This is a genomic window from Bacillus cereus group sp. BceL062, assembly GCF_051780025.1.
Lineage (GTDB): Bacteria > Bacillota > Bacilli > Bacillales > Bacillaceae_G > Bacillus_A > Bacillus_A toyonensis.
This window is the reverse complement of the sequence record NZ_JBPWGY010000012.1, coordinates 130,468-144,100: the sequence shown is the minus strand read 5'-3', so window position 1 is coordinate 144,100 and position 13,633 is coordinate 130,468. Positions and strand designations below refer to the sequence as shown.

Below are 13,633 nucleotides of genomic sequence, written 5' to 3'. Positions count from 1 at the left end.
TGATTACTGCTTATTTTGAAGGGATATAATAAAAATAGAGTAATAGATAATGAAATAGAACGAACTTCCTAATAGAATCAATGTTTTATATATTTACACTATTCTAAATATATAAACTTTATAAAAATGATATGTTAGCGTTTTCATAACTTTTAAGTTATGCTAGAATAAGGACATAAGTTATTAATTATTACAAAAAGAAAAAAGACTTTCTTTTTTCTGTTAATTATAAGGGGGCATTTCATTATGCGTATTGGGGTACCAGCAGAAATTAAAAACAACGAAAACCGTGTGGCAATGACACCAGCTGGTGTTGTACATTTAATTCGTAACAATCACGAAGTATATATTCAAAAGGGTGCAGGTTTAGGATCTGGTTTCACAGATGCTCAGTATGTTGAAGCGGGAGCAAAAATTGTTGATACAGCTGAAGAAGCTTGGAACATGGAAATGGTTATGAAAGTTAAGGAACCAATTGAAAGCGAATACAAACACTTCAGTGAAGGTTTAATCTTATTCACATACTTACACTTAGCTCCAGAACCAGAATTAACAAAAGCTTTAATCGAGAAGAAAGTAGTAGCTATTGCGTACGAAACAGTACAATTAGAAAACCGTTCATTACCATTACTTGCACCTATGAGTGAAGTAGCTGGTCGTATGGCTGCACAAATTGGTGCACAGTTCCTTGAGAAAAACAAAGGCGGTAAAGGTATCTTACTTGCAGGTGTTCCAGGGGTTAAACGTGGTAAAGTAACAATTATCGGTGGTGGACAAGCTGGTACAAATGCTGCTAAAATTGCAGTTGGACTAGGTGCGGATGTAACAATCATCGACTTAAGTGCAGAACGTCTTCGTCAATTAGATGACATTTTCGGAAACCAAGTAAAAACTTTAATGTCTAATCCTTACAATATTGCAGAAGCTGTAAAAGAGTCTGATCTTGTAATTGGTGCAGTATTAATCCCAGGTGCAAAAGCGCCAAAACTTGTAACAGAAGAAATGATTAAATCAATGGAACCAGGTTCTGTTGTTGTAGATATCGCGATTGACCAAGGTGGTATTTTCGAAACAACTGACCGTATTACAACTCATGATAACCCAACTTACGAAAAACACGGTGTTGTTCATTATGCAGTTGCAAACATGCCAGGTGCGGTTCCACGTACATCAACTCTTGCATTAACAAACGTAACAGTACCATATGCAGTACAAATTGCTAACAAAGGCTACAAAGCTGCTTGCCTAGGCAACACTGCATTATTAAAAGGTATTAACACATTAGATGGCTATGTAACATTTGAAGCTGTTGCAGAAGCTCACGGTGTAGAGTACAAAGGTGCTAAAGAATTATTAGAAGCAGAAACAGTATCTTGCTAATAGAAGCATTATACAAAACAAAATCGAACAATATATAAAACAACATGATAAGAGCTAAGAGATAATACCTCTTAGCTCTTCTTGGCAAAAGGGGGCATTCATCGTGGCCAACCTATTTAAAAAGAAATCCGTTACGCAATTGTTAGGGGAAAGTAAAAGTAAAACTTTAACGAAAACGCTAGGGGCATTCGACCTAACAATGCTAGGAATTGGTGCGATAATTGGTACAGGAGTTCTAGTATTAACTGGATTAGTAGCAGCAAGAGATGCTGGTCCAGCAGTTATTTTTTCATTTATGATTGCAGCAATTGTTTGTGGATTTGCAGCTTTATGTTATGCGGAAGTTGCATCTACACTTCCTGTTTCAGGTAGTGTGTACACATATTCGTATGCAACAATTGGTGAGTTTGTTGCTCATTTAATGGGATGGACATTGTTATCCGTATATGTCGTAACGACTGCCGCAGTAGCTGGCGGATGGACGGGTTATTTCAATAATTTAGTGAGTGGATTGGGACTTGAAATCCCAAAAGCATTGCTAACGATTCCAGCGCAAGGTGGTATGGTAAACTTACCGGCAGTTATCGTTACGTTAGTGATAACTTGGTTATTATCACGAGGTACAAAAGAAAGTAAGCGTGTGAATAACATAATGGTATTAATTAAAATTGGTATTGTTGTTTTATTCATTGCAGTTGGTGTATTCTACGTGAAACCAGAAAACTGGATACCATTTGCACCTTACGGTTTAAGTGGAGTGTTCGCAGGGGGAGCAGCAGTATTCTTTGCTTTCTTAGGATTTGATGCATTAGCAACTTCTGCTGAAGAAGTAAAAAATCCGCAACGTGATCTACCAATTGGTATTATTGCTTCGTTAGTTATTTGTACAATCATTTATGTTGTAGTTTGCCTCGTTATGACAGGTATGGTTTCTTATAAGGAATTAGATGTACCTGAAGCTATGGCATATGTGTTAGAAGTTGTAGGACAAGATAAAGTGGCTGGTGTAATTGCTATTGGAGCTGTAATCGGTATTATGGCTGTAATTTTCGCTTACATTTACGCGACAACACGTGTATTCTTCGCAATGAGCCGTGACGGTTTATTACCAAAATCTTTTGCGAGAATTAACAAGAAGACTGAAGCGCCAACATTTTCAGTTTGGTTAACAGGAATTGGTAGTGCTTTAATTGCTGGATTTATCGATTTAAAAGAATTGTCGAATTTAGCGAATATTGGAGCGTTATTAACATTCGCCATGGTTGGTGTAACTGTTATCATTCTTCGTAAAACGCATCCGAAATTACAACGTGGATTTATGGTACCACTTGTACCGATCTTACCGATTATTTCAATTGCATGTTGTCTATTCTTAATGTTAAATTTACCATTAACAACATGGATATACTTCGGTATTTGGTTAGCAATTGGAGTAGTTGTATACTTTGTTTATTCGAAAAAACATAGTCATTTAAAAGACGATGGAAGTTCGCAGGATAATTTAGATCAAGCTAATTAAAGGGATATAAAATAGTAAGCCTTGTGCGTCTAGGGAGCGCACAGGGCTTTTTCTTTTGGATAAGGAAGGGAATAAATGTTAAATTGTCGAATTTTTATGTCGGAATATGAAAAAAGGGGAGGAAGAGGAATGCTAGAAACGAAAGTGGTTGTTGGAGCAGAGGGGTATAATAATAACCCTGGTTGGTTACATACGAATGAAGAAGAATTAAATTTATTGCGAAGAGAAACTTGGCTTGATAAATTTCAACCTAATTCTTTATCAGCAATTTTAGCGGAACATGTATGGGAGCATTTATCGTACGAAGAAGGAATCGAAGCTGCAAAAATTTGTTATGAGTTTTTAACGGAGGGTGGATATATTCGTTGTGCAGTGCCAGATGCATTTTTCCCAGATGAAGAATATCAGCAAGGTGTACAAGTAGGTGGACCAGGGCCATTAGATCATCCAGCAGCAAGTCATAAAATCGTTCATAACTATAAAACAATCACGTCCATGTTTGAATCGGCAGGTTTTCAAGTTAGGATTTTAGAATACTGTGATGAGAATGGTAAGTTTCATTATAATGATTGGAATGAGAAAGATGGTTTTATTTATCGCTCGAAACGTTTTGATCATAGAAATCAAGATGGTACATTAGAATTTGCTTCGTTAATTGTGGATGCAGTGAAAATTTAATCAGTGGGGGTTCTTTATCTCCTGCTGATTATTAGCCTTCAACAATCGGGCTTTTACGGGTAGCTAATGTAGGGGAAATAAGAGAAGGATGCACGATAGTTTTCGTGCATCCTTTTTGTATGAAGAGTATGATAGGTGCGGAGAATATTGATATGTATATGTTGAAATGTGAATGGAATTGTCAAAAAAATCTTTCGGATTTTATTGACACATATGAGTAGGCGCTCATATAATAAAAGTATAAGATATATGAATAGTTGTTCATATGTTCAATTAAAGAGGTGAGCTATAATGGCTGAAAATAAAGTAGAAACACCGCAGGAAACTTGTTCTCAAACGGTAATTCATGAGGAAGTCGTGGATCAAGTGAAGCAAACAATTCCGACTGATGAAAGTTTAAGTAAAGTAGCAGAACTATTTAAAGTATTAGGTGACCGTACGCGTACGAGAATATTACATGCATTATTTGAAGCTGAAATGTGCGTTTGTGATTTAGCTTATTTATTAGGAATGACACAATCGTCTATTTCACATCAGCTACGTGTGTTAAAGCAAGCGAAACTTGTAAAGAATCGTAAAGAAGGAAAGGTCGTTTATTATTCGTTAGCTGACCAGCACGTAATTCATATCTTCGAGCAAGCGTTTGAACACGTAAACGAGGAAGAATAAAAACGCGAGGAGGGAGAACGATGGCAGAAGCATTAGTGAAAAAGAAACTGATGTTAGAAGGTTTAGATTGTGCGAACTGTGCAATGAAAATTGAAAAAGGCGTTGGGAATATAGAAGGAGTAAATTCTTGCTCTGTAAACTTTGCAACAAAGACGATGGTTTTAGAAACAGCACAAAATAAAGAAAATGAAGTTGTGACAGAAGCAAAACAGCTTGTTACAAAGTTAGAACCACATATTAAAGTGCAAGAAGAGCAAAAAAATAAAGCTGCAAAAGAAGTTTTTATATTAGAAGGTTTAGATTGCGCGAACTGTGCAATGAAGATTGAAAATAAAATTAAGGAAATGCCGACAGTTTCAGAAGCAACTGTTGATTTCGTATCAAAGAAATTACGGGTAGAAGTTGCGAATAAAAGAGAGTTAGAATCGACTGTAGAAGATATCAAGAATGTCGTTCAAAAGTTAGAACCAGATGTGAAAGTTGTTCGTGAAGAAAAGAGCGGCCATGACCACGGGCATAGTCACGATCATGGTGAAGCAAATGTGAAAAAGATGATAGGGCGATTAGTAGTCGGTGGAATTTTGACAGGAATTGCTGCCTTAGCTGATTTACCACAAATGATAACAATTCCATTATTCGTCCTTGCGTATTTATTAATAGGTGGAGATATTGTTTGGAGAGCGGTAAGAAACATAACTCGCGGCCAAGTATTCGATGAAAACTTTTTAATGGCAATTGCAACTGTAGGAGCTTTTGCAATTCAACAATATTCAGAAGCTGTTGCGGTAATGCTATTTTATCAAGTAGGGGAATTATTCCAAAGTATTGCAGTAAATCGCTCTCGAAAATCAATTACTTCATTAATGGATATTCGCCCTGATTATGCGAATGTAAAGGTTGGAAATGAAACGAAACAAGTATCACCGGAAGATGTACAAATCGGCGATTATATTATCGTAAAACCGGGTGAGAAAGTACCATTAGACGGAAAAGTAGTCGAGGGAACATCAATGATGGATACTTCAGCACTTACAGGTGAATCTGTACCGCGTGAAGTAGAAGTTGGTAATGACGTATTAAGTGGTTTTGTAAACCAAAATGGTGTATTAACAATTGAAGTTACAAAAGAATTTGGTGAATCTACTGTATCAAAAATTTTAGATTTAGTTCAAAATGCAAGTAGTAAAAAAGCACCGACAGAAAACTTTATTACGAAATTTGCGCGCTACTATACTCCTGTTGTAGTTATTACAGCAGCGATCATGGCGTTTATTCCACCGCTTATTTTAGAAGGTGCTACATTCTCCGAGTGGATTTATAGAGCGTTAGTATTCTTAGTTATCTCTTGTCCATGTGCGTTAGTCGTATCCATTCCTCTTGGATTCTTTGGAGGTATCGGTGGTGCATCCAAAAGTGGGATTTTAGTAAAAGGAAGTAACTATTTAGAAGCATTGAATGATGTGAAATATATCGTCTTTGATAAAACAGGTACATTAACAAAAGGTGTCTTTAAAGTTACAAAAATGGAGCCAAGTGAAGGTACTACTAGTGAAGAACTGTTAGAGTATGCAGCGTTTGCAGAGGTATATTCAAATCATCCAATTGCACAATCTATTCGAAATGCATATGGAAAATCAATCGATGAAAATGCTATTGAAGACTATAGTGAAATTTCTGGTCATGGTACAGTTGTAAAAGTACAAGGAAAAGAAATTTTCGCAGGTAATGTTAAATTAATGAGAAAAGAAAATATTGAATTTAAGCAACCAGAAACAGTAGGTACATTAGTTCACGTTGCTGTAGATGGTAAATACGCAGGTTATATTGTTATCTCAGATGAGGTAAAAGAGGATTCAAAACAAGCGATTCAAAAGTTAAAAGAACTAGGTATCAAGAAGACAGTGATGTTAACTGGGGATGCAAAAGCAGTTGGTGAAGCTGTTGGAAAAGAATTAGGTTTAGATGAAGTTCACGCAGAACTACTACCACAACAAAAAGTAGAAGAGATTGAAAAAATTGATGCGGCTAAGCGTGGAAAAGAAAAAGTTGCTTTCGTTGGTGATGGTATTAACGACACGCCAGTATTAGCACGAGCGGACGTTGGTATTGCTATGGGTGGCTTAGGATCGGATGCAGCGATTGAAGCTGCAGATATCGTTATAATGACTGATGAACCTTCCAAAATTGCAACAGCTGTTAAAATTGCAAAACGCACAAGAAGCATTGTATGGCAAAATATTATATTTGCATTAGGTGTAAAAGGATTAGTTTTATTACTTGGTGCTTTTGGTATAGCGACAATGTGGGAAGCTGTTTTCTCAGATGTGGGTGTGACGTTAATTGCAGTATTAAATGCAATGCGTGTACTAAGAGTGAAAGATTTATAAAAAAGAGGACGCAATTGCGTCCTCTTTTTTATCGGTTATTTTGTTGAAAGGGACTCAATAAAATAATATCAAATATTATTTTAGTTTTTAATAACGTAATATTAAATTTTACAAATAAAAAATATTCACCTTGTTATTTTAATATATTTTTTACAAATATCCATATAGTATTGAAAAAACAGAGAAGGAGGAAACTTCTCTGTTTATTTTTGGATGTTTTTTTCAACTTGTTCACGAACAGTTTGAATATAATTCATTTTATGATCCCAGCACTCTTGGCTTAAATCCACAGGATACTCTTCGGGGTTTAAAGTTCGCATGTATTCTTCCCAAAATAGAGCGAGACTCTGTTCGTTATACTTTTGAATATCTAATATACTTGGTAGTTCGTATGTTCTTTCACCGTTAACGAAAATGTCTTTATGCAGTTCACGTGCTTCAAAGTTTGTTACGAATTTACTTATATATGTGTGAACAGGGTGGAACATTTTTAAGCGTTCTTCTTTTTCAGGCTCTTCAGAATCTAACGCAATATAATCGCCTTCAGCATGATTATTAACCCTGTTGACTATACGATAAATTCGTTTAAGCCCTGGAGTTGTAATCTTTTCAGGATTAGATGAAATTTTAATCGTGTCATTTAATTTCCCGTCAGTATCTTCAATCGCAACTAGTTTATAAACAGCCCCTAATGCTGGTTGTTCAAAGGATGTAATTAATTTTGTTCCAACACCCCATACGTCAATTTTTGCTCCTTGAGATTTAAGGTGCATAATTGTGTATTCATCTAAATCGCTAGAAGCGATAATTTTTGTATTTGTAAACCCAGCCTCATCTAGTAATATTCTTGCCTTTTTAGACAAATAAGCCATATCACCACTATCAAGACGAATGCCATAGAAATCAATACGATCTCCAAATTCTTTTGCAACACGAATCGCATTTGGAACACCAGATTTTAATGTGTCATATGTATCGACGAGAAAGACACATTTTTTATGAGTTTCAGCGTATTTTTTAAACGCGACATATTCATCGCGATACGCTTGAACGAAAGAGTGAGCATGTGTGCCGGCTACAGGTATCCCGAAGCGTTTTCCAGCACGAACGTTGCTTGTAGATGAGAAACCGCCAATAAAGGCAGCGCGTGTTCCCCAAAGGGCAGCATCAAATTCATGAGCACGTCTTGTGCCAAACTCTAAAAGTTCATCGTTATTTGCAGCATGCTTCATACGAGCAGCTTTTGTTGCAATTAATGTTTGGTAATTCACAATGTTTAAAAGGGCAGTTTCAATAATTTGTGCTTCACCGAGTGGTGCATCAACACGTAATAAAGGCTCGTTATTGAATACAACTTCACCTTCTTGCATACTACGAATGACCCCAGTGAATTTCATATTTTGTAAATAATGAAGGAATTCTTCTTCAAATTGTAATTCTGCTAAATAAGCGATATCGCTCTCGGTAAAACTGAAATTTTCTATGTACTCTACAATTTTTTCAAGACCAGCAAAAACAGCGTAGCCATTCTCAAATGGAAGCTTTCGAAAATATAAATCAAAAACAGAACGGCGATTATGAATACCATCTTTCCAATATGTATAAGCCATGTTGATTTGATATAAATCTGTATGTAAGGCATAACTATCGTCTTTATAATAATTCATTGCGAAAACACCTCCGTAATTTGGTTATAGTATACCAATTTTACGACGTTCGTAGCAAAGAAGAGATATTGATGTGAAGTCAAGAGAGAAAAAAATGAAATAATGCATATTTTTTAGAAAATTAACATTTATCAATTTATATTTCTTTAGATTTTATGTATTATTAGAGTAATGGGGGTAATGAGAATGGAGGAGGACAATGCAACAAACATTAGAAAAAATAGGCAAACAAGTCTTTTATAAACGGCTACAGCAAAAAATGACACAAGAAGAATTATGTCAGGGCATTTGTTCTGTCTCATACTTAAGTAAGATCGAAAATGGAAAGATCGAAGCATCAGAAGAAATTCTACAATTGCTCTGCGCAAGATTAGAGATTGCTGTAACGGATTTAAGAGATGTAGAAGAAGATGTGAAGGGGAAGCTGGATGAATGGTTGAATGCACTAGTTCATTTGGACAAGCAACAAGTAGAACGCATATATGAAGAGTTGCAAGGTGAAATGAAGCATGTTTTGGATTTTGAAATTATAAATTATTATAAACTGCTGTATACACGTTATTTAATGATGAAGCGGGATCTCCCTGCTGTTGAAGAAGAATTGGACGGATTGAAGAAAGTGTATAAGAAATACTCGCCTTTTCAGAAGATGTTATATACGTATAATAAGGCATTATTATATTCTGTGCAGTACAAATATACGCAAGCGTTAGAGTATTTGTTAAAAACAGAATCGATGGCGAAAGAGTTAGGATATTATGAAACAGGAATATATTATAATTTAGCATTGACATATAGTCAGATGGAAATAGATCATATGACATTATACTTTGCTAATGTGGCATTAGAAGGTTTTAAAAGCGAATATAAATTTAGAAATATAATTAATTGTAAGTTTTTAATTGCGTTTAGTTATACTAGAAAAAAACAATATAATGAAGCTATGGAAATCTATAATCATATCATAAGAGAAGCAACTTCTTTTGCTGATAAAGATAATATTCTTTCTATTGCTTTAAATAATATTGGTTATCTGTACTACCGACAAAAAAATTATGCCAAGGCGAAAGAGTATTATATAGAATGCTTAAAATATAAAAAAGAAGAGGATATGAATTATATTGATGCCATGTATGAGCTCTCGTTGCAGTGTATTCAATTAGGAGAACTTGAGGAAGCGGCTGAATGGATTGAAAAAGGTATCCTTGCTGCAAGGAAAGATGAGAGATACAAAGGGATGTTATATTTATTGTTAAATTTAAGATATAAATATTTTGAAGAAAGAGACCTCTATAAAAAATTTCTAGAAACAGAAGTAGTTCCTTTCTTTAAAACAGAGGAAAATATAAAAGATTTAAAGAAAGTATACTTAGAACTAGCTGAATACTTAGAAGAATGCTCAGATTTTAAAGAAAGTAATCGCTATTATAAATTAGCAATTACTTTATTAGAAGAATAAAGAGGAGGGATAGTATGAAAAAGTTAATTGCAGGAACATTTGTGGTTATGGCAATTGCAGCTGTAGTATTGGATATTCAGTATGCTTGGAAGCCGGATACTCTAGGGCAAGAAGCTAAAACAGTTGAACAAATTAATTTATAAAAAAAACCCTTTCCCAACGGAAAGGGTTTTTTCAATATTTGTTCCTCAAAATTCTACAAAACTTGAGAAAATAATTATTTGAATTTTTAGTATATTAATAGTGGAAACATAATGCTAATATGAAACTACTCTTTTTCAAAAAAATTTTTATTAGGGGGAAGGTTCATGAAAAAGAAAAGTTTAGCGTTAGTGTTAGCGGCAGGAATGGCAGTTACTACATTTGGAGGGACAGGCTCTGCGTTTGCAGATTCAAAAAATGTGCTCTCTACGAAGAAGTACAATGAGACAGTGAAGTCGCCTGAGTTTATTTCTGGTGATCTAACTGGAGCAACTGGCAAGAAAGCGGAATCTGTTGTGTTTGATTATTTAAATGCAGCAAAAGGTGATTATAAGCTAGGGGAAAAGAGTGCGCAAGATTCTTTCAAAGTGAAACAAGTGAAAAAAGATGCTGTAACTGATTCAACAGTAGTACGTATGCAACAAGTTTACGAAGGAGTACCTGTATGGGGTTCTACTCAAGTAGCTCACGTAAGTAAAGATGGTTCTTTAAAAGTATTGTCTGGAACAGTTGCACCTGATTTAGACAAGAAAGCAAAGTTGAAAAATAAAAATAAGATTGAAGGCGCAAAAGCGATTGCAATCGCGCAGCAAGATTTAGGTGTAACACCGAAATATGAGGTAGAACCAAAAGCGGACTTATATGTATATCAAAACGGTGAAGAAACAACATATGCATATGTTGTAAATCTAAACTTCTTAGATCCAAGCCCAGGAAACTACTACTATTTCATTGAAGCAGACAGCGGCAAAGTGTTAAATAAATATAATAAACTTGATCATGTAACAAATGAAGATAAGTCACCAGTTAAGCAAGATGCTCCTAAACAGGAAGCAAAAGCTGCTGCAAAGCCAGTAACAGGAACGAATAAAGTGGGAACTGGTAAAGGTGTATTAGGAGATACGAAATCGCTTAATACAACGTTATCTGGGTCATCTTACTACTTGCAAGATAATACGCGCGGGGCAACAATTTTCACATATGATGCGAAAAATCGTTCAACATTACCGGGAACATTATGGGCAGATGCAGATAATGTTTTCAATGCAGCGTATGATGCAGCAGCAGTAGATGCTCATTTCTATGCTGGTAGAACATATGATTATTATAAAGCTACATTTAATAGAAACTCTATTAATGATGCAGGAGCACCATTAAAATCAACAGTTCATTACGGAAGTAAGTATAATAATGCATTCTGGAACGGTTCACAAATGGTATACGGAGATGGTGATGGTGTAACATTCACTTCATTATCTGGTGGAATTGATGTAATTGGTCACGAATTAACGCATGCTGTTACGGAAAATAGCTCGGATTTAATTTATCAAAATGAATCAGGAGCGCTAAATGAAGCAATTTCTGATATCTTTGGTACTTTAGTAGAATACTATGATAATCGTAATCCAGATTGGGAAATTGGTGAAGATATTTACACGCCTGGTAAAGCAGGAGATGCACTTCGCTCTATGAGTGATCCAGCGAAATATGGTGACCCAGACCATTATTCTAAGCGTTACACTGGTACTAGTGATAACGGTGGGGTTCATACGAACAGTGGTATTATTAACAAGCAAGCTTATTTATTAGCAAATGGCGGTACGCATTCTGGTGTAACTGTAACTGGTATTGGTAAAGATAAATTAGGTGCGATTTACTACCGTGCAAATACACAATATTTCACGCAATCTACTACATTTAGTCAAGCTCGTGCTGGTGCAGTACAAGCTGCAGCGGATTTATATGGTGCTAGCTCTGCAGAAGTAAATGCAGTGAAGCAATCATTTAGTGCTGTTGGTGTAAACTAAGGATTTAAGGGATAGATATTAATAAAATACTTCAAAAATAAAGAAGGAGCATAGGCTCCTTCTTTATTTTTTTCTCCATTTTTTCCACAAATAGAACAATCCAATGCAACCTGCGATTGTTACAATCCACTTCGCTTCATTTGTTCCATTCATAACATGATATGCCGAATATACTTCAATCAATAAGGCCGGTATTTTACCTATTGTACTGGCAATACCGAAGGAGAGTAATGACATTTTCCCTAGAGCTGCAAATAAAGTCACGATACTTGATGGGATGAAAGGTATCAATCGAAACGATAGAACGAGTAGAAAGGCCTCTCTACCTTCTACATAAAGAAGACGCTCTACCTTTGGATACTTATTTACTTTATCGTGAGTGAACTTTTGAAGGCCTATGCGATAAATATAAAACGAGATAATAGCCCCTAATGCTTCGCCTGCGATCGAAATGAGTGTGCCATTTGTAACGCCAAATAGCTGTATATTAATGGCGGTTAAAAAGATGCTAGGGATAAAACCTAAAAGACTGATGATGATATTGATTAAGATACTAAGTGGAATTGCGATTGAATAGTATTCTGTTAGGAAATTTTGAATCGTTTCTGCCATATTATAAAATCCTTTATCTTTTTTTGCATTACACCATATTTCGAATGGATAGGCAAGGAGAAATTTACATAATGTAGAAAACGTTGACAGAACGGCGTTTGTATACCTTATATAGGTATTGGGTATATAAAAATGGGGGTATATTTTAATTTATTGAAAAGCACTACATAAACCCTATTTTTAAAGAGTTTATGCAGTGTTTTAAATGGTGTTTTAATTCGGGAAATAATTAGAAAATCATAGGGGTATATTTTAAATTAGGTGAAAAACAGTGGTTTGATGAAAATAGAGTGGTAAACATAGCAAAATAGCTGAAGGGTTTAAAAAATGTATGTGTTTTTTCGTTGTGAAATTGACTTTTAGTGAAGTTACGATAATAATCATGGAAGAGGTGATATGATGAAACGAATAAATAGTCTTTTCTTCAGTAGTTTACTGGCATTGATGCTGATCTTAAGTGGATGTGCAGGAAAAGAACAAAAAACTGAGAAACAAACAGGGAATCAAGGTACGTCAGTAGAAAAAATTAGTGATAATATTTTAGATGAAATGGAAGGGCCGCCTAAAAATGGTCATACGATTGAAAGGCATGTAGGAAAATCAGAAGAGGATTTGAAGAATCGTTTGAAGACAGATAAAGTATCAGCGGCAAGTACATACTATGATAAAGAAACAGCGACGAAAGCTGTAAAAGATAGTTTGAAGCAACATGATAAAGAAATTCAAGATTGGTTAAAAAATTCTAAAGAGGCTCGTCTCGTATTAAATACAACTCATTCATTCCCGGTTGGGAAAACCGTAATAAAGAAAAATATGAATGTAAAAGACAAGTTAGTAAAAACTGTTACTGTTTTAGCGAGAGATAAGTCAGGAGATTTAGGATATAAGATTATTACTTCTTATCCATCTGACAAATAAGAAGGGGGAGTACATATGTATACGACATTACAATACTTTCTTAAATCATACTGTACGTTAAGTATTCATGAGGATGAAATAGTAAGCGTGATGGCAGAGTTTATAGAGCAAGAAGATGAAGAAATTGTTTTGAAATTACGCGATGAATTAGTATATATGAAGAACAAGAACGCGTGGGAAGAAGCGTGCGTACTGGCTGCGAAGCAAGGGAATCGTATATGGTCTTTAGAAGAAACGAAGGATCATCTTGAAACTTTTTTACTATTACTGCAAAAGAAAAAGGCGTGAGTAGATCACGCCTTTTTCTTTATGCTTTTTGAAATTTGTCCGTTTGA

General features: G+C 35.2%; 12 protein-coding genes. 10 read left to right on the top strand and 2 right to left on the bottom strand.

What is annotated here, in order from left to right:
• The first annotated feature begins 246 nt into the window (after positions 1 to 246).
• The 5 genes from ald to ACS2MN_RS24415 all read left to right on the top strand — a co-directional run bounded on the left by ald (position 247) and on the right by ACS2MN_RS24415 (position 6,633).
• A complete protein-coding gene (gene ald / locus ACS2MN_RS24435) occupies positions 247 to 1,380 on the top strand; it encodes an alanine dehydrogenase (protein ID WP_001219753.1) in 1,134 nt (377 codons plus the stop codon).
• A gap of 103 nt (positions 1,381 to 1,483) precedes the next feature.
• Positions 1,484 to 2,899 carry an amino acid permease gene (locus ACS2MN_RS24430; RefSeq protein ID WP_098709007.1) on the top strand — a complete coding sequence of 472 codons (1,416 nt, stop codon included), beginning with the start codon at positions 1,484 to 1,486 and terminating at the stop codon, positions 2,897 to 2,899.
• A 129-nt stretch (positions 2,900 to 3,028) separates the two neighbouring features.
• Positions 3,029 to 3,577 (top strand): class I SAM-dependent methyltransferase, encoded by a 549-nt coding sequence (locus ACS2MN_RS24425; protein ID WP_043323242.1) that lies wholly within the window; start codon positions 3,029 to 3,031, stop codon positions 3,575 to 3,577.
• 291 nt (positions 3,578 to 3,868) lie between these two features.
• The gene (locus tag ACS2MN_RS24420; RefSeq protein ID WP_000829679.1) at positions 3,869 to 4,246 is read left to right on the top strand and encodes an ArsR/SmtB family transcription factor; all 378 of its coding nucleotides are present in this window, start codon (positions 3,869 to 3,871) and stop codon (positions 4,244 to 4,246) included.
• A gap of 20 nt (positions 4,247 to 4,266) precedes the next feature.
• Complete coding sequence (locus ACS2MN_RS24415) at positions 4,267 to 6,633, top strand: heavy metal translocating P-type ATPase (RefSeq protein WP_098709006.1); 2,367 nt, start codon at positions 4,267 to 4,269, stop codon at positions 6,631 to 6,633.
• Positions 6,634 to 6,836: 203 nt separating this feature from the next.
• On the opposite strand, the gene ACS2MN_RS24410 is transcribed toward ACS2MN_RS24415, so the two are convergent.
• Positions 6,837 to 8,300, bottom strand: a complete 1,464-nt coding sequence (locus ACS2MN_RS24410) for a nicotinate phosphoribosyltransferase (protein WP_001110357.1) — start codon at positions 8,298 to 8,300, stop codon at positions 6,837 to 6,839.
• A 199-nt stretch (positions 8,301 to 8,499) separates the two neighbouring features.
• Here ACS2MN_RS24410 and ACS2MN_RS24405 point away from each other — a divergent pair, with 199 nt between their 5' ends.
• The 3 genes from ACS2MN_RS24405 to ACS2MN_RS24395 all read left to right on the top strand — a co-directional run bounded on the left by ACS2MN_RS24405 (position 8,500) and on the right by ACS2MN_RS24395 (position 11,768).
• Positions 8,500 to 9,759: a helix-turn-helix transcriptional regulator gene (locus ACS2MN_RS24405; RefSeq protein ID WP_001187940.1), complete on the top strand. Its 1,260-nt coding sequence runs from the start codon at positions 8,500 to 8,502 to the stop codon at positions 9,757 to 9,759.
• Between the two features lie 14 nt (positions 9,760 to 9,773).
• Positions 9,774 to 9,902, top strand: a complete 129-nt coding sequence (locus ACS2MN_RS24400) for an NprX family peptide pheromone (RefSeq protein WP_000733136.1) — start codon at positions 9,774 to 9,776, stop codon at positions 9,900 to 9,902.
• Between the two features lie 165 nt (positions 9,903 to 10,067).
• Positions 10,068 to 11,768, top strand: coding sequence for a M4 family metallopeptidase (locus tag ACS2MN_RS24395; RefSeq protein ID WP_346994860.1), 1,701 nt, complete (start codon positions 10,068 to 10,070; stop codon positions 11,766 to 11,768).
• 63 nt (positions 11,769 to 11,831) lie between these two features.
• On the opposite strand, the gene ACS2MN_RS24390 is transcribed toward ACS2MN_RS24395, so the two are convergent.
• On the bottom strand, positions 11,832 to 12,380 hold the full coding sequence (locus ACS2MN_RS24390) for a TVP38/TMEM64 family protein (RefSeq protein ID WP_098709005.1): 549 nt from the start codon (positions 12,378 to 12,380) through the stop codon (positions 11,832 to 11,834).
• A 399-nt stretch (positions 12,381 to 12,779) separates the two neighbouring features.
• Between ACS2MN_RS24390 and ACS2MN_RS24385 the strand changes: the two genes are divergently transcribed.
• Both ACS2MN_RS24385 and ACS2MN_RS24380 read left to right on the top strand, forming a co-directional pair.
• The gene (locus tag ACS2MN_RS24385; protein WP_000822375.1) at positions 12,780 to 13,298 is read left to right on the top strand and encodes an RNase A-like domain-containing lipoprotein; all 519 of its coding nucleotides are present in this window, start codon (positions 12,780 to 12,782) and stop codon (positions 13,296 to 13,298) included.
• 15 nt (positions 13,299 to 13,313) lie between these two features.
• Complete coding sequence (locus ACS2MN_RS24380) at positions 13,314 to 13,586, top strand: hypothetical protein (protein ID WP_000288801.1); 273 nt, start codon at positions 13,314 to 13,316, stop codon at positions 13,584 to 13,586.
• The last annotated feature ends 47 nt before the right edge of the window (positions 13,587 to 13,633 follow it).